Genomic DNA, 22,206 nt, shown 5'->3' on the forward strand with positions numbered 1-22,206 from the left:
CGTAAGTTCAGCTATGATGCTATCCTGCAAAAGTACCGAAAATATACGGTTTTTGCTAGCGCCAGCCGCGAATATCCTGCTATTTTAGGCGGAGAAAATCCTGAAAAATTAAGACGTGAAAAAGGCCTGTTTCGTAGCGAAAACAGGCCTTTTAGCTTCATGCCTAAGCAGCACTGATACTGCTTAGCGCACCACCAGCTTTTGGCGTACGAAACCTTCGGGCGTAGTGATTTCGAGCACGTACACGCCCGCCGTCTGGCCATTTAGGCTCAGCGCTAGTGGAGCAGCGTGGGGAGCACGCCAGTCTTGTACAAGCACTTGGCGCCCTAGCCCATCGAATACGCGAGCCGTAGTGGCGCTCTTGAGACCAGGTGCTTTTACTGTGAAGCGTCCATCAGAAGCGGGATTAGGGAAGGCACTTAGCCCAAGCCGGGCCGCCAGTGCGGAGTTGGTGCCCAGTGTAGAACCATTGTAGAGGTTCATTCCGTTGCCCTGTAAGTCCTCGTTGGGCAATACGATTACTCCACTCGACCAGCCAACCGTCGGGCTCACAAAATCAACCAAAGCATGATTGACCGTGCTTTCGATGGCAGTCCAGGTCTGTCCGTCGTCGGTGGAGCGGGAAGAGCCCGGGCCGTTAGGCTGTCCGGTGAATCCGGTGGAGACGTAGGTCTGGGTGCCAGGTACGTTGTCCAGGCCTATAGAATGCAGCGGGCCAGTAGGACTCAACTGCGTCCAGGTAGCTCCTCCATCCGTGGTGCGGGCAATGCCACCATCTTCATCCATAACCAATCCATTGTTGGCGTCACGGAAAGCAATGGCTTCGAAATTATCGATGGGCGTGTCACTGGCTGCCCAGGTCTGCCCTTGGTTGGTGGAGCGAAACACCCGGCCTTCGTCCGTGCCGAACCAAATGTTGTTACCGGACCGAGCTATAAAGGGAACATCGCCACCTACACCCTCCTGATCGATGGGCGCAGGAATATTGGCAGCCGGTACTCGAACCCAGGTGGTGCCACTGTTGGTAGTAGTGTAAACTTCAAAACCCGCAGCATCTGGGTCACCAATAGCGACTCCTGCATTGGCATCGAAGAAATAGACAAGCCTCGGATAGCTGCTAGGCGTCGCAAACTGCGCGGTTGTCGTTTGCCGCGTCCAGGTAGCGCCGCCGTCAGTGGTCTTCACCACGCCGCCGCCAGCTGCATTTGCCTCGGCGGTCGTAGCCCAGGCCGTGTTGGCATCTAAGGCGCTGATGCTGGTCACGATGCTCGTGTTAGACAGGCCTGTTACCGGACGTGTCAGCCAGGTGTTGCCACCGTCGGTGGTGCGGCAAACCAATGAAGTCGAGCCATCATTTGGGTCATTGTAATTGAGGACGGTGGTCCAGGCCACGTTAGCATCGACAGCCGAGATGCTGAAGTTGAATTGCGCGGGGTTAGCGAAAGATATAGGCTTGTTTACCCATTGCGCCTGCGCTCCTACTGAAAACAGGCTGCTCACTAGCCCGGCGAGGAAGAATACTTGTTTTTTCATAATTATTAGAAAAGAAATGAACAATTGCTTACTACTCCTACCTACTCAAAAGGCTCTTTTACAGAGGAGATAACTGTGTGGTCGTCTTCTCTATAAAAGAGCCTAAGAAGCTTCTTAGCAATTTTCGCACCATCAGTAACGAAGTGCATGCAGCCAAAGCCGTAGCTTCATAACCGAGCGGTGACACTCTGAGCAAGAAGCTACAAAGTGAGGGTAAACACTTCCACAGCCAGCAGGATAATCCTTAGCCTTGAAGGGGGTTAATACCGTTTAGCGCACCACTAGCTTCTGGTGGCTCGTGCCTGCTTCGGAGCGGATTTCCAGTGAATAGACGCCTGCTTGGTACTGGCTCAAATCGAGGGTAAAGGGAGCGGCCGTGCTGCCCTGCCAAGCGCGGCGCGTTACTTCCCGGCCTACGGCATCGGCGACGCGCAGTTCCACTCCCGTCCGCGCTTTCGTTGAGCCAATGACAAAGCGGCCATCGTTGCTGGGATTGGGATACACGCTGAAACCTTGCTGCTCCGGCGTAGCCTGCTTGGTACCCAGCACGCTGCTGGTAAAGCGGCGAATACCCTGTCCGGCACCAGTCGTGGCATTAACGGCGCCCGTCCAGCCCGCGGTAGCACTAGCAAACTCCACGTACAGGTTGTCGTTGGTATTTTCCACCGTAACCCAGGTCTGCCCATTATCGCGGGAAAAGGCCGTACCCCGGATTCCGTCGCCTAAGTCAAAGCCGGTACTAACGTATTGATTGGTACCAGGCACGTTATCAAGACCGTAGGCGGGGAAAGCGCCCGTGTAATTGACGCGCGTCCAGGTACGTCCGCCATCAGTAGTGCGCTCTAAAAGCCGCTCACCTGTCCTTTCGTCCAGAGAGGAAGCCAATCCGTTCTGGGCATCGACAAAGGCTAGATTTCGAACTTCTTCTAAGCTTGTAGCTGCCACTGTCCAGGTAAGCCCTTTATCTATGCTGCGAAGCACGCGGCCTTGAAATGTGCCGCACCAAATGGTATTACCTACCACTGCGTAGCTGTTACCTACAGCATTTTCCCGCGAGTTAGAAGTGGGTGGCGTGGCCGCTGCAGTCCATGTGGTGCCACCATTGCTGGTGGTGTATACTTCAAATAGTCCTCCCTCAGTAATGGGACTGCCCAACGCAACACCATCATTAGCATTGAAAAAGTGGACTACAGTGGGTTGGCTGTTGACATCTCCAAACTGCGCAGGGGTGGTTTGGCGTACCCACGTCTGGCCGCCATCTGTGGTTTTCATTATGCGGCCATCAGCCCGATTTCCTACTACCGTTACCCAGGCAGTAGTATTACTGATGGCAGCTAGCGAAGACACGGACTCTGTAGCCGTAGTCACCCCCGTAACTGTTCCCACAGTCCAGGTAGTACCCCCATTGGTACTGAGTGCAACTTCATTGGAATCATCACCAACTAAGTCATAACCAACAGTCCAAACCACGGTAGGACTTACCGCTTCGATGAGAGTGGGGGTGGTAGCTGGGTTGGCAAAGCCAACGGGTTGCGTAGCCCACTGGGCTTTTGCCGTGGTGCCTATCGAAAATAGGCTGCCCAGCAGGAGTATGTGTTTGTACATGATATAAGGAAAAAAAGAATGGTTTGTTTTTAAGACCCCATTGTAGCAGAAAGGGTTGTATACCTTATTTGAAATAAAATCAAGAAGATTAGTATGTAGCTGGATAATAGCCTTTAAAAAGCATTCTGTTACTTAAATGCTGGCATCCTCATTAAGCTTTATGAGTTCCGTAAGTTCGACAGTTGATTAATTCTGCGCTTCTTTGTAAACCCTCCTATTACCCGACGCGTAATTCGCACTTTGCTTGTGCTGCTGTGGCTCACCACCTACCTGCTGGCAGTGGGACTGACCCCGTAAAGTGTACTAAATCAGCTAATTATGTCGTAGCGCAGCCGTACGCACACGACAAAAATTGCCAGCAGAAGAACTACCTGCGGCTTGACTGCTTCGATAGTTGCAATGGTGCGACAATCGTTCATATGAAGCTGCCTCTGGATTCGTCGCGCAGCAGTTGTGACGGCTTCCTATAGGGTGTAGGATAAGTCAATCTGGGATGAACGTAGAGGTGGCCGGGGCTAACTAGAGGCCAATTGAAAATCAACCCGACTGAGGAGGTGGAAGTCGGTGGTTATGGTGTCGGCTTGCGAGAGGTCTTGCTGGCCGGAGTTGCTGGACTGGTAGCCGATGCAGCGCATGCCGGCCGCTTTGGCAGCCCGGACCCCGTTGGCGCTGTCTTCTACCACCGTGAAGATGGCCGGCGGCTGGCCGTAGCGGCGGGCCACTTCCAGGAAAATATCGGGGGCGGGTTTGCCCTCGCGCACGTCTTCGCTGCTGACGAGATGGTCGAAATAGGGGCGGAATTCCAGCTTGTCGATGAACAGTTGAATCAGTGCCCGGGGCGAGGAAGAAGCCACTGATAGCCGGCAGCCCGCCCCTTTCAACCGTTGCAGCAGCCCATCGACGCCCGGAATGCACTGCACGTTGCGCTGTTGCAATTCCGTGAGTTTGAGTTGCCGCTCCAGTTCTAGCAGTTCTTCCACTGGTTGGGTTAGGGAGAAGTGGGCTTGCAGGGTGCGCCACATCGTGCGCGGGGCCATGCCCACGAGACTATCGTGCAAGGGCGGGTCTACGGCCAGGCCGAGCTGCTCGAAGATGCGTTGCTCCAGTTCAAAGTGCAGTGGTTCACTGTCGACCAGCACCCCATCCATATCAAAAATGACAAAGCTCTCCATCGGTAAGCAAGTAGCGTGAAAGGTTCAGGACTGCAACAACGGCCCGACAAGGCCGCGTCGCAAGTCGTTTTATCAGGATTTGATGAGACTTGAAGCAGCTACCCCCGTGTGGCAAGCATAAAGTTCGGAGTTGTGTTGGGTAACAAGACCATGCCTGGCCAGCACCTCTGCATTGCCGCTGTTTACATCGCAAGCTAGCGTTGTACGTTCGGCGGTGAGGATTCTAGTCACATCCTGTTGCTTTGAAGTTAGTTGCCAAGTGCGGCGGCCCGGTGGTTTGGCGCTTCTTGTGCAAGAAAAAGCTTTTTGTTCGGGTCTTCGGCGGCGGAAACCGTACAAATACCTTATCGTCGCTCATGCTGTCGGCTGGCTAATATGTGTTCAGCTGTCATTCTTGATTCGTAGCTCCAACAACAGAACAGGCTGGCTCGTTGCTCCGATTAGGGTTCTGCCTTGACAAAATACCGCCACGAGCTGACGCCACATGAAGTATAATCACCCGTACGTTTTCCTTTTTCAGTAGATGAGCAACCCAGAATATGATGCCGTGGTAGTAGGTTCCGGGCCTAACGGGCTGGCGGCGGCCATCGTGTTGCGGCAGGCAGGGTTGTCGGTGCTGTTGCTCGAAGGCAAGGAGCAACTCGGCGGCGGCCTGCGCACCGCCGAACTGACGCTGCCCGGTTTTCGCCACGACATCTGCTCGGCCATTCATCCGCTAGCAGCAGGCTCTCCCTTCTTCCAGACCCTGCCGCTGGCCCAGTACGGTCTCGAATACATCACGCCCCCCGTAGCCGCGGCCCACCCTTTCGACGACGGCACGGCCGCGGCTGCCCTGACTTCCCTGGCCGATACGGCCCGGCTCCTGGGGCCGGATGAAACCGCCTACCGAAGCCTGCTCGAACCCTTAGTAGCGCTGTGGCCCAACATCGTAACCGACGTACTGGCGCCGCTTCACCTGCCGAAGCACCCCGTGGATATGGCCCGGTTTGGGCTGCCTGCCTTACTGCCAGCCACCACGCTGGCGGGTCGGTTCAAGACCAAAGAAGCCCGGGGCTTGTTTGCCGGCATGGCCGCCCACGCCATTCAGCCGCTTTCCAATCTCACCACCTCTGCTATTGGGCTGGTGCTGCTGATTGCGGCCCACCGCAAGGGTTGGCCGCTGCCCAAAGGTGGTTCCCAGAGCATTGCCGATGCCCTAGCCGCGCACTTCGTAGCCTTGGGCGGGGAGATTGAAACAGGCACCTACATCAGCTCCCTGGCCCAGCTGCCCACGGCCCGCACCGTGCTCTTCGACGTGACCCCGGCGCAGCTGCTGCAAATTGCCGGGCACAGCCTCTCCGACGTGTACCAGTGGCAACTACGGCGCTACCGCTACGGCATGGGCGTATTCAAAATCGACTGGGCCCTGGCCGCACCCATCCCCTTCACGGCACCCGAGTGCGCGCAGGCGGGCACCGTGCACCTGGGCAATACGCTGGAAGAAATTGCGGCCACCGAAAAAGCCGCCGCCCAGGGCCAGCATCCGGAGCGGCCCTTTGTGTTGCTGGCCCAGCAAAGTCTCTTCGATGCCACCCGCGCCCCAGCCGGCCAGCATACCGCCTGGGCCTACTGCCACGTGCCGAACGGCTCCCAGGTGGATATGACGGCGGCCATTGAGCAGCAAGTCGAACGGTTTGCGCCGGGTTTCCGGGAGCGAATCATTGGCCGCCACACCTTCAATACGGCGCAGATGGAAGCCTACAACCCCAATTACGTGGGCGGGGACATCAACGGGGGGCTGCTTGATGTGGGCCAGCTGTTTACGCGCCCGGCACTCCGCGCTTCGCCTTACCGTACCTCCCGGACCGGCTTGTATCTGTGCTCGTCGGCCACACCGCCCGGCGGCGGCGTCCACGGTATGTGCGGCTATCACGCTGCCAGCCGCGCCCTCCGCGACGTATTCGGCCTCCGGGCCGCGCCGCTCTACTCCGAGACGCAGCAACCGGCGCGCGTAGCCTTGCCAGGTTAGCCCAGCAAGGCGGCGCGTCGTCATTTTCTTCTTTCGGCTTCTTTCGTATGCCAACTGCTACCGAAACGGCCCCTGCCAAACTCGCTTTCCATCTGTACGAAGATTGGGTGGTCGTGGTGTTGGGCGGCCTTTTAATTGGCTTTACGCTGGCTGGCGTGCCGTTGAGTGTACCTACGTGGTGGTGATTCTGGCTATCTTGATTATTGGCCCACCAGTACAACTACTGGTGAGATACTTGTTCAAAGAGAAGCCGCTGGCTAACGAAGCCGACGTGCTCGGTGATAATGCGTAGTTCGAGCAGTGAGCTTTTCCACGTTGCGGGCTCCCTCGAAGATAGCCTCGGTGCCTAATCTCATTGCCTTCAGCGTTTGGCCCGGTCAGTTGACGCTCCTTCGCCCAGAAAGGCCAGCAGGTGTTGCGCTAATTCAGTCGGCTGCTCTTCGGGTACGTAGTGGCCGCTTTCATTCACCATTACGCCGCGCACGTTGGTGGCTACGCGTTGCAAGTCTTTAAGAGTGCCATCTTTCAGCATGTGGCCAGCCCCTACGGCCAGCACGGGCATAGCGAGTTTTTGGGCGGCGGAAGCGCGGTTTTGCTTGGCATCTTCGGGCAGAGCGCGGTAGTACTCCAAGCAGGCGTGCATGGCGCCAGGAGCGCTGTAGGCTTGGGTAAACAGGTCAATGTCACTTTCGCTGATGGCGCCCTTCACCCAGGAATGGTGATGCGCAAACCACGCCACGTATTCCCGTTCGTGGCCCTTGACAAGCTGCTCAGGGAGTTCGGGGAGCATGTTGAAACCAAAGTGCCAAGAGCCGCCCTTAGCTACGTCCATAGCTTCTTCCAGGCCGATGCCGGGCAGCGTCACGTCGACAATAACCAAGCGCTGCACTTCCGGCCGGTACGCGGCGGCGTAGGCGTAAGCCATCCAGCCGCCCACGTCGTGCCCAACTACGCTCACTTGCTTATGGCCCAACCCTTGTACCAACTGGTGCAGGGCATCGGCCACGCTGCGGCCGTCGTAACCGGCCGCGGGACGCGACGACTCGCCCAAGCCCGGCAGATCGGGGACGATAACTGTGTACCGCTGAGCGAGCAGAGGAATGACCTTGCGCCAGCTTTGCCAGGTTTTGAGAAACCCGTGCACTAGCAGTACCGGCGGCCCCTGACCGGCCGTTACGTAGTGCAACGTCTGCGTTGGGCCGACTTTCATGGTGCCGTGCCGCAGGGCAGGTTCCGGCGCGGTAGGCTGGGCCACGGCAGGTAGAGCCAAGCCGCCGAGCAGTAACAGAACCCAGTGAAATTTTCGGGCCACCACGTAAAAAGCGGCGCGGTCGATAGTAGTGGTGGTTTTCGTGTCCATGAGGGCTGATGTACTTAGGTGAGCCGGTCGGCCGAGCGAAGCCAGCGCGCCCCAACCGTCCATCATTTGCTGTGACCCGAGACTAGGGCGTTGGCTAACAAATGGCTGACAGAACGGTCGGAACGCGCTGCTTTCACTCGGGAGCAGAACTAGTGTGGTACGATGCCAAACCGCGGCTTATTTCCCACCAACATGCTGATCGAGCCAGCGCACGACGTGGGCGGCGGATTCGCTCACGTAAGGGTCCTGGTTGTAGAACTCGAAGTGGTTGTGCGACTCAATCCATACCAATTCCTTCGTGCCCTGGGCGGCGTCGTAAGTGGCTTGAGCGTCTTCGGGCGGCAGTACGATGTCGCGGGTGCCGTGCACGATGAGCAACGGCGTGGGCGTGACCAGCGGCGCATCTTTGCTGCCGTTGTAGGCAAACCAGTGCAGCAGCGACTCAGCCGTCATTTTATAGGACCAGTTGGGCGCGTCGGCGCGGGCGGTTTGGTCGTAGTATTTGTAGGCGCCCTCAAAGGGCATGATGGCTACGGGCGTCTCCTCGCTCAGCGCGTGGGCGATGGTAGGCACGTATTGTACTTCGCCAGTTTCGTACTGCTGCTGCACCAACGCGTTGATCTTGCGCTGGTACTCACCGAAACCTTCCTGGCCGAGCCACTGCTGGAAGTAGCCACCGGGATTGTAGCCGCCGGCCACGGCGGCCACGGCTTTGAGACGCTTGTCGCGCGCAGCTACCGACACGGCGTACCCGCCGCCCATGCACACGCCCACCGCGGCCACGGCGGCGGGGTTCACGTCAGTCCGGGTCAGTAGGTAGCTGATGGCGTTGTAATAATCCTGGATGACCTCACCCGGGTCGTAGTGCCACTGCGGGCGGCCGGGCGCGGTGCCGCTTTCGCCTAGGCTGCGCGGATCGAAGGTGAGCACGGTGTAGCCCGCTTCGGCCAGGCGCACGGCGTAGTGGGGCACGGTCATCTCCTTGATGCTGGAAATGGGACCGCACATAACGACGCCGGGCGTCACGTCGGTTTCGGCGGCGAAGGGCGGGCGGTAGAGGTGGCCCGCCAGCTCAATTCCGTCGCTGTGGAAACGCACGGCGGTGCGGCGGCTAGGGTCGGGCTTGAGCAGCTCAGCCGGGTCGAGGGGCAGGTGGCCATCGGGCTCCTGGGCCGAGACGTAAGTGGGGCGCACGCGCACAGAGGGTACTTGCTGGTAGGCCGAGCCGTCCGCCAGGGTGTCGTTTTTTTCGAGAGTTTCCATGAAGCAAAAGGGTTGTGATGAAGACGTTGACAAGGAGAATAGGTGCGTAGCGGGCCGCGCGAAACCAACAGGCTCAGTGAGCCAATAGGGTCAGTTCTTCGGCAGATAAGCGCAGCCCCGCAGCCTTCAGGTTTTCCTCCAAATGGTTGATGGAAGAAGTACCCGGAATGGGCAGCATGGCCGGCGAGCGGTGCAGCAGCCAAGCCAGCGCCACTTGGTATTCGGTGGCGTGGTGGGCCTGCGCCACGTGCTGGAGCTTGCTGGCTGTTCTGGGCGCGCGGCCGTGGCCCAGCGGGTCCCAGGGCAGAAAAGCAAGGCCGTGCTGCTCGCAGTAAGTCAGTTCCTTATGCCATTGCTGGGCACCGAAATTGAACATGTTCTGCACCGCCACGATGTCTACCACCCGCCGAGCCTGGTCGATTTGAGCTACCGATACTTCCGACAGCCCGAGGTGCCGAATCTTGCCCTGCTGCTGTAGGTCGCGTAAGGCGCCGAGGCTGTCTTCCAAGGGTACCTGCGGATCGACGCGGTGGAGTTGGTAAAGATCGATGCGCTCTAGGCGGAGGCGACGCAGGCTGCCTTCCACGGCCTGCCGCAGGTACTCGGGGCGGCCGTTGGTGACCCAGGAGTAGCGGGCGGGCCGCGTCTGGCTGCCTTTGGTGGCGATGACCAGGTCCGTCGGGTACGGAAACAGGGCTTCGGCAATCAGCTCTTCGCTGAAGTGCGGGCCGTAAGCATCGGCTGTATCGATAAAGTTGACGCCCAACTCCACTGCTCGGCGCAACAGTTTGATGGCTTGGGCTTTGTCGGGATAGGGCCCGAACACGCCGGGGCCGGTGAGCTGCATGGCTCCGTAGCCAAGGCGCGAGACGGTCAGGTCGCGGCCTAGAGTGATGGTATCGGCGGCGCGGGCCGTTGTGAAAGCAGTGAGGTCCTCCATACAAAGCAGGTTCTTGAATTCATCAGAGAAAGAGTTTCGGGCTAGACCGGCGCCTTGGTATTGGCCCAGGCTACTGGCGCAGCGGCTCCGCGCGCCGCCTTGATCAGGTCGGCCGCCTTCTCAGCCACGGCCACGACGGCCGCTTGCGTATGGCCGGTCACCACCGTCGGGAATACTGATGTATCCACTATCCGCAGCCCTTCAAAGCCGTGCACCTGCAACTGAGGGTTCACCACCGACAGCGCATCCCAGCCCATTTTGGCTGAGCCGCTCATGTGCCACTGCGACACGGCCGCGTTGCGGATAGCTTGCACCAGGGCCGGACCACTGGCGGCAACCTCCAAACCAGGCTCAATTTCGGCGCCCACCCAAGAGGCCATGCCCGGCTGGCGGTAAAGCTGACGCACCCATTCTACGCCCTGGGCGAGGCGCTCAGCATCAGCCGGCACACCGAGCAGATTAGGATGCACGAGGGGCGTGGCCAGCGGGTCGGAGCTTTGCAAACGCACAAAGCCACGAGCGTAAGGTTTCTGCACCGCCACCACCGCTACTACATAACGGGTGGCTTCGGCCGCGTCGGAGCTGAAGGTGGTTGTCATCTGAATCAGCTCCAGATCCGGCACCAGTAAGTCGGGGTTGGACTTGACGAACAAAGCAGCCTCGCAGGCAATTTGCTCCGGCGAGGGCAGCGGCTGGCGCGGCTGGTACACCACCCGCACCATCACGTGGTCGTGGAAATTTTCACCAACCCCTGGCAAGTCCTGACGAACTGGAATGCCATGTTCCTGCAACTGAGTTGCCGGCCCAATGCCCGCCAGCAGCAGCAGCTTAGGCGACTCCACGGCCCCGGCCGCCAAAACCACTTCCTGCGCTGCATGTGCTAGGTGCGAGTGCCCATCCTGCACGAAGCTCAGCCCAACGCATCGATTGCCCTCGAAACGCAGCCCCGTAACCTGCGCACGCGTTTGAACGGTGAGATTGGCCCGCTGCATAGCTGGCAGCAAGTAGGCTTGTAAGGTGCCGAAGCGCTTACCATCCTTGATATTAGCTCGAAACCAACCGGCGCCCTCGTTGAGCTGACGGCTGAAATCAGCGAGGGACGTGAAGCCTAGCTGGTCAGCGGCGGCCAGAAAGCCCCGCGACAATGGGTGGGCGCGGTCCGTGTGGGTATTCTCAATCCAGATTCTTCCTTGGGCTCCGTCCGTTCCGTCCTCGGTGAAGTGCTCGGCTTTCTCGAAATAGGGTTCCAACTCGGCAGAGCTCCAGCCAGTGGCTCCATTGTAAGCCCAGTTGTCGTAGTCGAGGGCGTGGCCGCGGGTGTAGAGCATCCCGTTGAGCACCGAGGAGCCGCCTAGCATCTTGCCGTGGGGTTCCATTACAATGCGGCCATTCAACCCTGGCTGCGGGATGGTGGGATAGTTCCAGTCGATGCTAGTGCCCAGGCGAGCGGGCCAGGTGGCGGGGTTGTCGGTATCGGCGGGCGGCATGGAGCCAGCTTCTAGCAGCAGTACCCGAACCTGTGGGTCTTCGGTGAGGCGGTAGGCTAGCACGGAGCCAGCTGTGCCCGCGCCTACAATGATATAATCAAACTCTTTCATGAAGTGAATTTCTAGCTCGTCAGTAAAGAAAGAAGCGGGTTCTTCTTGCAGTGATGCCAGGTTTGGGCCCGCGCTTACTGCGGTTGCGTTGGCATTTGAGACGTCTCTTCCGGAGCAAAAGCCGTGTCCACGATGACCGGCTCCCAGGCCAGCAACTCGGCTTCTAGCCGCTGCATCTTGCCGCGCATGGCTTGCAGGGCAGACCGGCCCAACGGCAGGCGCAGAGGTGGCTGCTCACTATTGACGGCTTGCAGAATGGCTTGGGCGCCGCGCACCGGGTCGCCGTCTTGGTGGCCGCTGCTGTTGCGCAGCGCCACGCGCCGGGCCCCAGCCGTGTCCCGGTAATCGTCGATTTCGCGGGCGGCAAACTTCATAGAGCCGCCGGCCCATTCGGTGCGGAATGGCCCCGGCTCCACAATGGTCACGTGGATGCCAAGCGGTTTCACTTCCTGGGCCAATGATTCGCTGAAGCCTTCCAGGGCGTACTTGCTGGCGTTGTAGAGCCCCACCGCCGGAAACGACACAAAACCGCCCACCGAGGAAATTTGCACAATGTGTCCGCTGCCGTGCTGGCGCATAATGGGCAGCGCGAGTTGGGTCAGGTGCAGCGCCCCGAAGACGTTGGTTTCAAATTGCGCCCGCGCTTCGTCGAGGCTGACTTCCTCCACGGCCCCGGCCAGGCCGTAGCCCGCGTTGTTGACGAGCACATCGAGGCGGCCATAGGACTGCACCACGCGGCGCACCACTTCGGGCAGCCCAGCGTGGTCGGTCACATCGGCTTGCACGCCGATGGTGCGGCCGGGCACCAGCTTGTTGAAAGCGTCGAGCTGCGCTGCCTGACGCAGCAGGCCCACTACGGTGTCGCCAGCCGCGGCTACCACCTGGGCCAGGGCACGGCCGAAGCCGCTGGATACGCCGGAAATCAGCCAGACGCGCGAATGAGAGGGTTTGGTCATGGCAAAGCAGGAAGTAAGAGGTGGATGGAATTGGACGAGCGGCTTGACCAGGCGGCTCAGGTGCTAGACTTCGGCCGCAGCAGCCGGCATGGGCAGCCCGAAGGCCTGCATGGTGGTAAGCGGGTTCATGAACTCCTGGTAGAAGCTGACGCGCCCGTCGCGCAGCGTGAGGCGACCGAGGTAGGAGTTGTTGTAAGGCCGCCCGCTCGACCGAATCACGGCCTCGGCGTCGAACTGCACGAATACCGTGTCGGGGTCGGTGGTGGGGAAGAGCTGCAAGCCGTGAAAGCCGCGGAAATCCACTTCCTTCAAGATGCCCGCCATGAACTCGTGGATGGCCGGCTTGCCCACCATGCGCGTCGGGAAAGGCGGGGGCGTGTAGGGATACTCCTGCACAGCGTCCTCGGTGTAGAGTTCCGCCCACGCGCTCAGGTCGTCGGCCACGAGCAGCCGCAGGTACTTACCGAACACCTCGGCGGCCTGGGCGCGCCGAGCTTCGTCGGCGGCGCTGGTATCGGCCAGTCCTCCGGCCAAAATCACCCGCGAGTGCGCTACTTGGAGGCGGCTTTGCTTGAAGGGCTGGTACGCCGGCGAGTTGTAGTACTCGTGGTAGCGGGCGGCGCTGGGCCAGCGCTGCAGGAAAAGCAGTTTCGGTGCCCACTCTCCTTCTATAGTTTCGATGGGCCCGCCGGCGGCCAGGATATGGCCGCCGTACTGCGCCACCAAGCCAGGCACGTGCTCAAAATAGGCGTTCAGCGGCGCTAAATCGGGCGCTTCTACTTCGGCTACCAAGTAAAACGGAACGGCGTCCGGGGCTACGGTTTCCATAAGCTGATCAGGTTGAAGCGAGAAAATCGGCTTCCTACGAGGCCATGCCCGGATTGCCGGTAATGAAGCGTACGCCCACCTGAATGCCACTGAACAGCCACCGGTCGCCCACGCGGACAAAGGAGTCGTGGTAGTGGCCGCGGGCCGTGAAGTCTTCGCCGCCTTCGAAGCCGGGCAGGTGGTACTGGCCCAATAGTTCGGAGGTGGCCGTGGCCCGGTCGCCGTCGAGGGCGATGATCATGTTGGTGAGCAGGTGCTGCTTCACGAGGCCGGGGCGGCGGTACCACTGCTTGAAAAAGCCCGAAAATTCGGACTTGGTGGCGCGGGTGGCCGGCACGCCGAAGGCGTGGTAGTCGATGTCGATTTCATCGAGCAGTAAGCTTTCCAGCAGCGGCCAGTCGTTGGTGTCGAGGGCGCGGGAAAACTTGGCCCGCAGCTCGCGCAGGGCTTCGCGGTCGGTGAGCTCCTGTAAGGTGGTGGTCTGGGAGAGGGTCGTGGCTTCCATGATTGACGAGGTAGGGATGGGAGATGGACAGGCGGTTTCGGATGTTGGCGCAGTGGCTGAAGTGCTCAGCTGCTTTGTCCGAACTGCTGCGCCTCCCCTTTTGCCAACGTGCGGCCAAGTACTGCACGACGGGTTCATCTACCTCGCAAAACCGCTTCTACAGGCTGAAATAGCTCCTTTTTGCTTCGCTGATGGGTACTCAGCAGCAGCGGCCGGCTTGGTTCAAACTCAAAATATTTTGAGTTCTCCGAGGCCCAAGTCAAACATTTAGGATATCGGAGTTGCTTGGTTGGTATGCCAGCTCCACTTTGGCACGAATGCGAGGGTTTGTGGAGCTGGTAGGGTGTTGGTAGGAAGTACCAAATGCGTCGAAGCTACCCCGCCGGGTGGCTGCCGTTGGTCGCCGGGCTGCGTGAGCTCCTGGCGAGTTGGCTGGTTTTTCGAGGCTCGTTGTCGGCCGTGCATCCAGATATGAATGCGCGGCATCAAGAATTGCCGCACCTAAATGCCCAGTCATGAAACGCCTCCTAGCTCCTCTCCTCATCATACTGGCCAGTCTGCTCGGCTCGCCACGAAGCGCATTAGCCCAAGACTCGGCCACCAAAACCGCCGACTTGCTGCGTCGGCTCCAGCAAGCCCCGCCCGACACGGCGCGGGTGTCGCTGTTGCTGGAACTAGCCAAAGTCTACTTGCAGACCAAGCCCCAAGCGGCCGAAAAGCCAGCCACCGAAGCCGTGGCGCTGGCCCAACGACTGCACCAGCCGCGGGCCGTGGCCACGGGCACGCGGCTGGTGGGCAACGTGCACTTGATGGCCGGCCAGTACCCCGAAAGCATCCGCCACTACCAACAGGCCGCCGCGCTGTTTGAGCGGGAGCGGGACTTCATCGAGGCCAGCAAGACTTACACGGCCCTCTCCTACGCCTACCAGTACCTGGGGCAATTCGATAAGGCCAAAACGTACGTGGGGCGGGCGCTGACCAGCAGCCAGCGCGGCAACTATCCGCGCGGCGTGGCCCTGGCGCACTTTTATCTTGGCCAGATTCATGTGGTGCAGGGCCTGTACACCGAGGCGGTTGAGGACTATTTGCGGGCGCTGGCGCAGTCCGAGCAGCTCAATGACTCCACCCGCGTTGCCGCGTGCTACCTGGATTTAGGCCTGACCTACGAGCGACTCAAGCAGTTCGACAAAGCTGCCCGGACCCTGGTGCAAGGCATTGCCGTCTTCGAAAAGCTCGGCGACAAGCTCAACCTGGAAGGCGCTTACACCAACCTCGGCAACATATACCGCCAGCAGGGCCACTTCCCGCAGGCCCAAACGCAACTCAGCCGGGCCCTACGCCTGGCCAACGAGCTAGCCGACTCCAGCAGCGCAGCCGGCATTTATGCCAACCTCGGCCTGCTGCGCCGCGACCAGAACCAGCCGCGCGCAGCCCTGGCTTATTTCGCCCGCGCCGCCGCCCACCAGCGGCAGTTGGACGAGCCCGTAAACTTGGCGACGACCTACAACCTGATTGGCGAAACCTACCTGCGCACCGGCCAATACGCCCAAGCCGAGCCGCCGCTACGCCAAGCCCTGGCGTTGGCCCGACGCACCCGCACCCAAGACGCGTTGGCCGCCGCTCACCACCATCTGTTCCGGCTGGATTCCCTGCGCAGCCGTTTTGCCGCCGCCTTGCCGCACTACCAGCGCTACCGCGACCTGAACGACAGCATCTTCGGCAGCCGCAAGCAGCAGCAGTTGACGGAACTGGAAACCAAGTACGGCGCTGAACGCAAGCAGCGGCAAATCGTGACGTTGCAGCAGCAAAGCCAGATTCAGCACCTGCAAAACGAACGGCAACGCGCGGGTCTGTTCGGCGCGTTGGCGGGCGTGGGGCTGCTGGGCGTCCTGGCCGCGCTGTTTTATAACCGTTACCGGCTAAAGCGCCGGGCGCAGCGCGTGACGGAGACGCAGAAAGCCGAAATCGAGCAGAAAAACTTAGATCTGACGCAAACGCAGGACCGCCTGCGGGAGTTGTTGCAGGAAAAGGAGTTTCTGATGCAGGAACTGCACCACCGCACCAAAAACAGCCTCAACATCGTCCGTAGCCTGCTCGCCTCCCAAACCCAGGACCTGCCCGATGGCCAAGCGGCCGGCATCCTGGAAGAAAGCCTGCACCGGCTGGAGGCCGTGAGCCTGCTGCACGAGCAGCTTTACCAATCCGGCAACGCCGTGCAGGTGCCTCTGTCCACCTATCTGCTGAGCCTGATTGGCAACCTGGAACAATCCCTGGCCGAGCCCGGCCGGGTGCGCGTGGAGGCCGACTTGGCCGACGTCACCGTGCCCATTGCCGTGGCCCTGCCGCTGGGTTTGATCGTGAACGAAGTCATCACCAACGCCCTAAAATACGCCTTCCCCAACGGCCGCCGCGGCACGGTGCGCGTGCAGTTGGCCGCGCAAGCCGACGAGCTGCGCCTCACCATCGCCGACGACGGCGTGGGGTTATCTTCAGCCGCGGCCGAGGTTTCGGCGAGTACCTTTGGCTTTACCATCGTGCGCGGGCTGGCGCGGCAGTTGCGCGGCCAGGTCGCTTTCGTGAATGCCGATGGCTGCCGGTTTGATCTGCACATGCCGCGGCCTAAAGTGCCTGCTGCGCCGCCGTTGGCATTGGCGCAGGCCTCATAAGCCCCGTTCCCGGTCCGCCGTACGTGCTGCCCGACGTCCGCCAGGAAATAGTGCGTTTCGACATTTGACAGCACTCTCATTTTAAGGATGAGCCAGAGCCCCTGAGGCAACTTTTCTTACCATTCTCTTTCCATGTATTCTCCTTTTTCTCCGCTACCATCCGCCCCTACCATCCTCGTAGTCGAGGATGAATTCTTGCTGGCCCGGGAGCTGGGTGGCTTGTTGCGCGAACTGGGCTACGCAGTAACCGGCGTGGCGCACACCCGCCAGGAAGCCGAGGAACACTTGCGCCAGCAGCGGCCCGATCTGGTTCTGCTCGACATCGGGCTCGACGACACCCGCGACGGCCTCGCCGTGGCCACCCACCTGCGCGCCCTCGATGTGCCTTTTGTGTTCCTGACCTCGCACACCGAGGCGGCCGTACTCGATCAAGCCAAGGCCACTCAACCCTACGGCTACCTCACCAAACCAGTGCGCAAAGCCGACTTGCACGCCACCGTGGAAGTGGCCCTGCACAAGCACGCCTACGAGCGCCTAGCCCAACAAGACCAGGAAAAAGCCACGCTGCTGTCGGTCATCGAAGCCATTGCCACCATTCATGACCGGGACGAGCTGCTGCGCTTCATTTTCGAGAAAGTGCAACCGGTGTTTGGCTTCAACCAGCACGCCAACCTGGCCGTGCTCAATCCCGAGGATCAGAAACTCTACCTGTTTTTCAACACCAACCACGAGTTGCTGCCCGACGACCAAAGCCCACGCCCGTACCGCCACGGCCTGCCCGTAGCCGGCATTCAGCAAACTATTTTGGCCAGCCAGGAAGCCTTGGTATTTCGGGCCGAAGATTGGGCCGCTATTGAAACGGAGCACGAAGTCAACCGGCTGAGCGCGCGGCTGTGGGAGCGGCTGGGTTTCCGCCAAGCACTGCACAGCCCCTTGCGCTACGGCAACGAAGTAATCGGCACCTTCAATGTGCATTTCGACGCGCCGGTGGCGTTTTCGGCCGGGCAGCTGCGCCTGTACCAAGCCGTGGCCGACCAGCTGGCCGTGGCAGTAGCCAACATCCGGGCCAACGAGGAAATCCGGGCCAAAGAGCAAGCCCTGCTGCGCGCCGAGCAGCAGCGGGCCGCCGAACTAACCGGCATCAATGAAGCCCTGCGTGTGGAGATAACGGAGCGCCAGCGCGCCGAGCAGCTCGCCCGCGGACAGACCGAAACGCTGGTCAAGAACATCGAACTGCTCAGCTCCGAGCCGGTATGGGAAAACTACCTGGGCTACGTGCTGCGGGCCATTACGGAGCAGCTGGGCAACGATTCGGGCGGCGTGTGGCTTTACGATGCCGCCCACCAAACGTCAGTTTTCTACCTGAGCTACGAAGCCGGCCGGATTCAGCGCGCCACCGATATTTCGCCGCAGTGGACCTCCCCTACCGCCGTGGCCCGCACCTGGGACGAACAGTACTTACCGCAGCTCAGGGCCCACGAAGTGCTACTGCACGACGCCCACGAAATTGCCACCTCGCCCGGCTATGCACCCTACCGCGAGCATCTACTGGGGCTGGGTGTGGAGCTCTTGCTGATGGTGCCGCTATTTCTCGGCGACCAGCTGCTAGGCTACGTCAGCTCCCGCAGCAAGCATGTCCGCGACTACAGCGCCGAACACATTGAGCTGGCCCGCGCCTTGGCCCACCACGCCACGCTAGCCATCCGCCTGACGCAGTTAGCCGAGCAAGCCCAACACAACGCCGTGCTGGAAGAACGTAACCGTCTGGCTCAAGAGCGCACTGCGGAACTAACCGAGCTGAACGCCGCTTTGCAAGCCGCTAACGACGAGATTGGCGGCCGCGAAGCCGAAAACGCCTTGCAGCTAGCAGTGGTAGATGCCTTGACGCACGGCCAAACGTGGGAGGAACGGTTGTTACAAACCGTGCGCGCCCTGCACCCACACGTACCAATTGATTTTGCTACCATAACGCTGGAAACGGCTGGTACATCCAAACACCACTACAGCATCTCCCGCACCAGTTCCGCTGCCTACCATGTACTCCGCACGGACGACGTATTGACGCGCACCGGCCTCACAGCGCTCCGCTGGGCACAGTTGCAACAGGCCTCCGGCACACTAACTGAAGCTTTACTACTGAATAGTCCTCAACTCACCAGCTTCTGCACTCACAACGAGTTGTTGCAAATCCTGACCCGCAGCTACGGGCTTCGTGCCGTAGTGGCGCTGCCCTTGCCGCTGAGCCGCGGCGCTTCTCTTCAGCTGATTCTCTACAGCAAGCACCCCACCGCCTACCACCCGGAGCACCTGCAATTGCTACAGAAGCTGGGCGTCACGGTGGCCGTGGCCCTGGACAAGCTCTTGGCGTTCGAGCAGATCGAGGCGTTGAGCGAAAAGCTGCGGCAGGAAAACACCTATCTCACTCAAGAGGTTGAAAATCAGTACAATTTCAAAGAAATAGTTGGCACAAGCCCGGCCATTGAGGCCATCTTCACCAAAGTCAGGCAAGTAGCTCCTACTGACGCGACCGTGTTGATTCTGGGCGAAACGGGCACCGGCAAAGAGTTGGTGGCAAGAGCGCTGCATAGTTTGTCCCCGCGTCATGGCCGGCCGCTCATCAAGCTGAATTGTGCCGCCTTACCAGCCCAGCTAATCGAATCGGAGCTGTTTGGGCACGAGCGCGGCGCCTTCACGGGCGCCCACGACCGGCGCATCGGCAAGTTCGAGCTGGCTCACCAAAGCACCATTTTCCTGGACGAGATTGGGGAATTGCCGTTGGAGCTGCAAGGCAAGCTGCTGCGGGTGTTACAGGAGCGGGAGTTTGAGCGCCTCGGTGGCAACAAGGTCATTCCCTGCGACGTGCGCATCCTGGCCGCCACCAACCGCGATTTAGCCACGGAAGTCGCTGCCGGCCGCTTCCGCACCGATTTGTACTACCGCCTCAACGTGTACCCACTCACGCTGCCGCCGCTGCGGGAGCGGCCCGAGGACGTCCCGCTGCTCGCGCAGCATTTCCTGCAGAAACTCACCAAAAAACTAGGCCGTGTGAAGCTGACTATCTCCCGCCCGGCCATTCAGGAATTGCAGGCCTACAACTGGCCCGGCAACATCCGGGAGTTGGAGCACGTGATGGAGCGGGCGGCCATCACGTGCACCGATGGCCGTATTGAGCTGCTAGGCGTGGCCCATACGACACAACCAACGGGCCTCAACACGGAAATTGACACGCCCATTGCTTTGGCAGAAGCTGAACGCAAAGCTATTCTAAGCGCTTTGCAACGTAGCCGAGGGCGTATTCGTGGTAAAGGTGGTGCCGCCGAAATCCTGCAAATTCAACCTAATACTTTGGATTACAGAATGAAAAGACTTGGCATTCTCAAGAAGTATATGCCTTGATAGCAGTGAGGCGACATTGTTTCCACACGCCTGCTTCTTTGAGTCTACAAGCGCGCTCACGTATTCCAGAACGTGCAACCTCGCCGCTGGCCTTCTCGCGCAGTTGGAAGAACCGCTCACCAATCTCAACTGTGAAGATAGGCCAAAAGTCAACTATTCGCTAAGCGGCCGGTTGTCTTTCCAACCACTCGACAGCAGGCATGACGGCGGACTTTCAAGCGTGGGCGCAAGCATCCTTCCTCGCGGAGCATTACCGTTTCGAGCCCGGCCCTATTGTGCCGTTGCCTGCGCACGCCCACGAGGCTTTGCAACTCTGCCTCAACGCAGGCAGCGGCGGCAGTTACCGGTATCGTGGTGCCCGCCAGCGCTTTGCCCCTGGCAGCTTAACCATTATCAACTCCGGCGAGGCGCATAGCCCCGGCGACGAGGGCGAGTTTCGAGTCGAGACGAGCTTCCGTATGTTGTACTTCGCGCCCCAGGCGTTGCACACGCTAGCCGCCGAGCTGGCTGGCCGCCCCGTCGAGGAGCCTTACTTCCCTGCTCTGCTGCTCGGAACCGATGGCGAACTGCACCGCCTCGTGCGGCAGTTGCACCAGCAGTTGGCCACCAAGGCCCCAATCTTGAGTACCGACGTGACGTGGCTGGCTCTGCAAACGGCGCTGCTCCGCCACCACGTACAGCGCCGCCTGGCGCCGGAGCGCATCGCCAATGACCACCCGGCCGTGCAGCGCGCCCGCGACTACTTGCACGCCCATATCGGGCAAGATGTGAGCCTGCACGAGCTGGCCGATGCCGCCTGCCTGAGCGAGTATCATCTGTGCCGGCTCTTTGCCCGCCGCTACGGCGTGGCACCCAACCAATACCAGATTCAGCTGCGCCTCGACGCGGCCAAGCGCCTACTGTTGCGCGGTTTGCCCGTGGGACGGGTGGCGCAGGCCGTGGGCTTTTTTGATGGTAGCCACTTCGTGCGCCATTTCGGCCGGGTGGTGGGCCTGACGCCTACGCGCTACCGCCAACGCCCCGACGCAGAATAGCAAGAACGTACAGAGCACACCATCCGGGTTGGCGTACACCCTGCTCATACCGTTTAGGTTCGGCCCACCAGGGCCTCGTTGGTTCAAGACAACTTGTTAACCTGTTGCCGCATGGATTTACAACTCACGGGCAAGCGGGCCCTCGTCACGGGCTCCACGCAGGGCACTGGCGCCGCCATTGTCCGCACTCTCGCTGCCGAAGGTGCCCACGTGGTAGTGCACGGGCGCGACCAGGCGCGAGCCGACGCCGTGGCCGCCGAAATCCGCCGCGCCGGTGGTATAGTGCACATCGTGCTCGGCGACTTGAGCACCCAAGTTGGCGCCCAGCAAGTAGCCGACGACGCCCGCCACGTACTCGGCGGGCTGGATATTCTGGTCAATAACGCCGCTTTGATTGGCCACTACGAAACCTGGGACGACACTGACGACCAAGCTTGGGCGCAGATGTACGACGGCGTGGTGCTGGTGGTACAGCGTTTGGTGCGGGCGCTGCTGCCGCACTTCGACCAAGTCGGCTGGGGCCGTATCATCAACGTAGCCAGCGCGCAGTCGGGCCAGCCCTTTGCCATGATGCCAGACTACGCGGCTGCCAAGTGCGCCATGCTGAACCTGACCACCAGCCTTTCCAAGCGCCTGAGCAAGCGCGGCGTCAACGTGAACGTGATTAGTCCCGGCATCATCGTCACCGATACCATTCGGCAACGCATGACGGAGGCCGCGGAGAAAGAAGGCCGCAGCACCGACTGGGCCGCCATCGAACGACACGTGCTGGCCACTGAGCTCGACAACAGCGTGGGCCGCCTGGCTCAGCCGCAGGATGTAGCCGACGCCGTGGCCTTCCTCTGCAGCCCCCGCGCCGGCTACATCAACGGCGCCAACCTGCGCGTGGACGGCGGTTCCAACGTCACCATTCAGCCCTGACCACACCTGTACAGGGCTGCCAACTGATTTTCTCACTTAACCTTTTTGCCACATGGTTACTGAACAATGGGTGCGCGACTTTTTTCACATGGTCGACCGCATGGACCCCGCCGAGTACATCACCCACTTCGCCGAGGACGGGCAAGTTGTGTTCGGCAACGAGCCGCCCGCGACGGGCAAACCCGCCATTGAGCAGGCACTGACCGAGTTTTACAAACAGCTCAAGGTGATGCGCCACACCATTTCGCGCGTGTGGGTCGAGCCTGGCGTCACGATCAGCCAGGCTATGGTGCACTACACCCGGCAGGACGGTAAGGAGTTCGACCTGCCAGCCACGACCATCATCGACGAACCGGGCCCGCAAGTCAAGAAGATGCAGTTCTTCATGGACTTGAGTCCGCTCATGAGCTAACCGGCCGCA

At 60.4% G+C, this 22,206-nt stretch carries 17 protein-coding genes; 7 read left to right on the forward strand and 10 right to left on the reverse strand.

Annotated features, from left to right (window positions below; all coding sequences use genetic code 11):
- Positions 1-183 precede the first annotated feature (183 nt).
- The 3 genes from ACYSMN_RS15755 to ACYSMN_RS15765 form a co-directional block, all read right to left on the reverse strand.
- Complete coding sequence (locus ACYSMN_RS15755) at positions 184-1,533, reverse strand: T9SS type A sorting domain-containing protein (protein WP_488924865.1); 1,350 nt, start codon at positions 1,531-1,533, stop codon at positions 184-186.
- A gap of 270 nt (positions 1,534-1,803) precedes the next feature.
- A complete protein-coding gene (locus tag ACYSMN_RS15760; protein ID WP_488924866.1) occupies positions 1,804-3,138 on the reverse strand; it encodes a T9SS type A sorting domain-containing protein in 1,335 nt (444 codons plus the stop codon).
- A gap of 515 nt (positions 3,139-3,653) precedes the next feature.
- A complete protein-coding gene (locus ACYSMN_RS15765; protein WP_488924867.1) occupies positions 3,654-4,310 on the reverse strand; it encodes an HAD family hydrolase in 657 nt (218 codons plus the stop codon).
- 523 nt (positions 4,311-4,833) lie between these two features.
- On the opposite strand from ACYSMN_RS15765, the gene ACYSMN_RS15770 reads away from it, so the two are divergent.
- Together ACYSMN_RS15770 and ACYSMN_RS15775 are read left to right on the forward strand one after the other, a co-directional pair.
- Positions 4,834-6,318, forward strand: coding sequence for a phytoene desaturase family protein (locus ACYSMN_RS15770; RefSeq protein ID WP_488924868.1), 1,485 nt, complete (start codon positions 4,834-4,836; stop codon positions 6,316-6,318).
- A gap of 47 nt (positions 6,319-6,365) precedes the next feature.
- Positions 6,366-6,503, forward strand: a complete 138-nt coding sequence (locus tag ACYSMN_RS15775) for a hypothetical protein (protein ID WP_488924869.1) — start codon at positions 6,366-6,368, stop codon at positions 6,501-6,503.
- Between the two features lie 176 nt (positions 6,504-6,679).
- Here the strand turns inward: ACYSMN_RS15775 and ACYSMN_RS15780 are convergent, their stop codons facing one another.
- The 7 genes from ACYSMN_RS15780 to ACYSMN_RS15810 all read right to left on the reverse strand — a co-directional run bounded on the left by ACYSMN_RS15780 (position 6,680) and on the right by ACYSMN_RS15810 (position 13,768).
- Positions 6,680-7,678 (reverse strand): alpha/beta fold hydrolase, encoded by a 999-nt coding sequence (locus tag ACYSMN_RS15780; protein WP_488924870.1) that lies wholly within the window; start codon positions 7,676-7,678, stop codon positions 6,680-6,682.
- A 177-nt stretch (positions 7,679-7,855) separates the two neighbouring features.
- A complete protein-coding gene (locus tag ACYSMN_RS15785) occupies positions 7,856-8,941 on the reverse strand; it encodes an alpha/beta hydrolase (protein ID WP_488924871.1) in 1,086 nt (361 codons plus the stop codon).
- Positions 8,942-9,014: 73 nt separating this feature from the next.
- Positions 9,015-9,881 (reverse strand): aldo/keto reductase, encoded by an 867-nt coding sequence (locus ACYSMN_RS15790; RefSeq protein ID WP_488924872.1) that lies wholly within the window; start codon positions 9,879-9,881, stop codon positions 9,015-9,017.
- A gap of 41 nt (positions 9,882-9,922) precedes the next feature.
- Positions 9,923-11,479, reverse strand: a complete 1,557-nt coding sequence (locus ACYSMN_RS15795) for a GMC family oxidoreductase (RefSeq protein WP_488924873.1) — start codon at positions 11,477-11,479, stop codon at positions 9,923-9,925.
- A 74-nt stretch (positions 11,480-11,553) separates the two neighbouring features.
- Positions 11,554-12,435 (reverse strand): oxidoreductase, encoded by an 882-nt coding sequence (locus ACYSMN_RS15800; RefSeq protein ID WP_488924874.1) that lies wholly within the window; start codon positions 12,433-12,435, stop codon positions 11,554-11,556.
- Positions 12,436-12,498: 63 nt separating this feature from the next.
- Positions 12,499-13,263 carry a DUF1330 domain-containing protein gene (locus ACYSMN_RS15805; RefSeq protein WP_488924875.1) on the reverse strand — a complete coding sequence of 255 codons (765 nt, stop codon included), beginning with the start codon at positions 13,261-13,263 and terminating at the stop codon, positions 12,499-12,501.
- A 34-nt stretch (positions 13,264-13,297) separates the two neighbouring features.
- Complete coding sequence (locus tag ACYSMN_RS15810) at positions 13,298-13,768, reverse strand: nuclear transport factor 2 family protein (protein WP_488924876.1); 471 nt, start codon at positions 13,766-13,768, stop codon at positions 13,298-13,300.
- A gap of 515 nt (positions 13,769-14,283) precedes the next feature.
- Here ACYSMN_RS15810 and ACYSMN_RS15815 point away from each other — a divergent pair.
- The 5 genes from ACYSMN_RS15815 (at position 14,284) to ACYSMN_RS15835 (ending at position 22,197) form a co-directional block, all read left to right on the forward strand.
- Complete coding sequence (locus tag ACYSMN_RS15815) at positions 14,284-16,434, forward strand: tetratricopeptide repeat-containing sensor histidine kinase (protein WP_488924877.1); 2,151 nt, start codon at positions 14,284-14,286, stop codon at positions 16,432-16,434.
- Positions 16,435-16,566: 132 nt separating this feature from the next.
- Positions 16,567-19,830: a sigma 54-interacting transcriptional regulator gene (locus ACYSMN_RS15820; RefSeq protein ID WP_488924878.1), complete on the forward strand. Its 3,264-nt coding sequence runs from the start codon at positions 16,567-16,569 to the stop codon at positions 19,828-19,830.
- A gap of 200 nt (positions 19,831-20,030) precedes the next feature.
- Positions 20,031-20,864 (forward strand): helix-turn-helix domain-containing protein, encoded by an 834-nt coding sequence (locus tag ACYSMN_RS15825; protein ID WP_488924879.1) that lies wholly within the window; start codon positions 20,031-20,033, stop codon positions 20,862-20,864.
- Positions 20,865-20,975: 111 nt separating this feature from the next.
- Entirely contained in the window at positions 20,976-21,785 is an 810-nt protein-coding gene (locus tag ACYSMN_RS15830; protein WP_488924880.1) for an SDR family NAD(P)-dependent oxidoreductase, read from the forward strand.
- A gap of 52 nt (positions 21,786-21,837) precedes the next feature.
- Positions 21,838-22,197: a nuclear transport factor 2 family protein gene (locus tag ACYSMN_RS15835; RefSeq protein WP_488924881.1), complete on the forward strand. Its 360-nt coding sequence runs from the start codon at positions 21,838-21,840 to the stop codon at positions 22,195-22,197.
- Positions 22,198-22,206: the final 9 nt, after the last annotated feature.

This window comes from Hymenobacter sp. M1-2 (assembly GCF_057808495.1).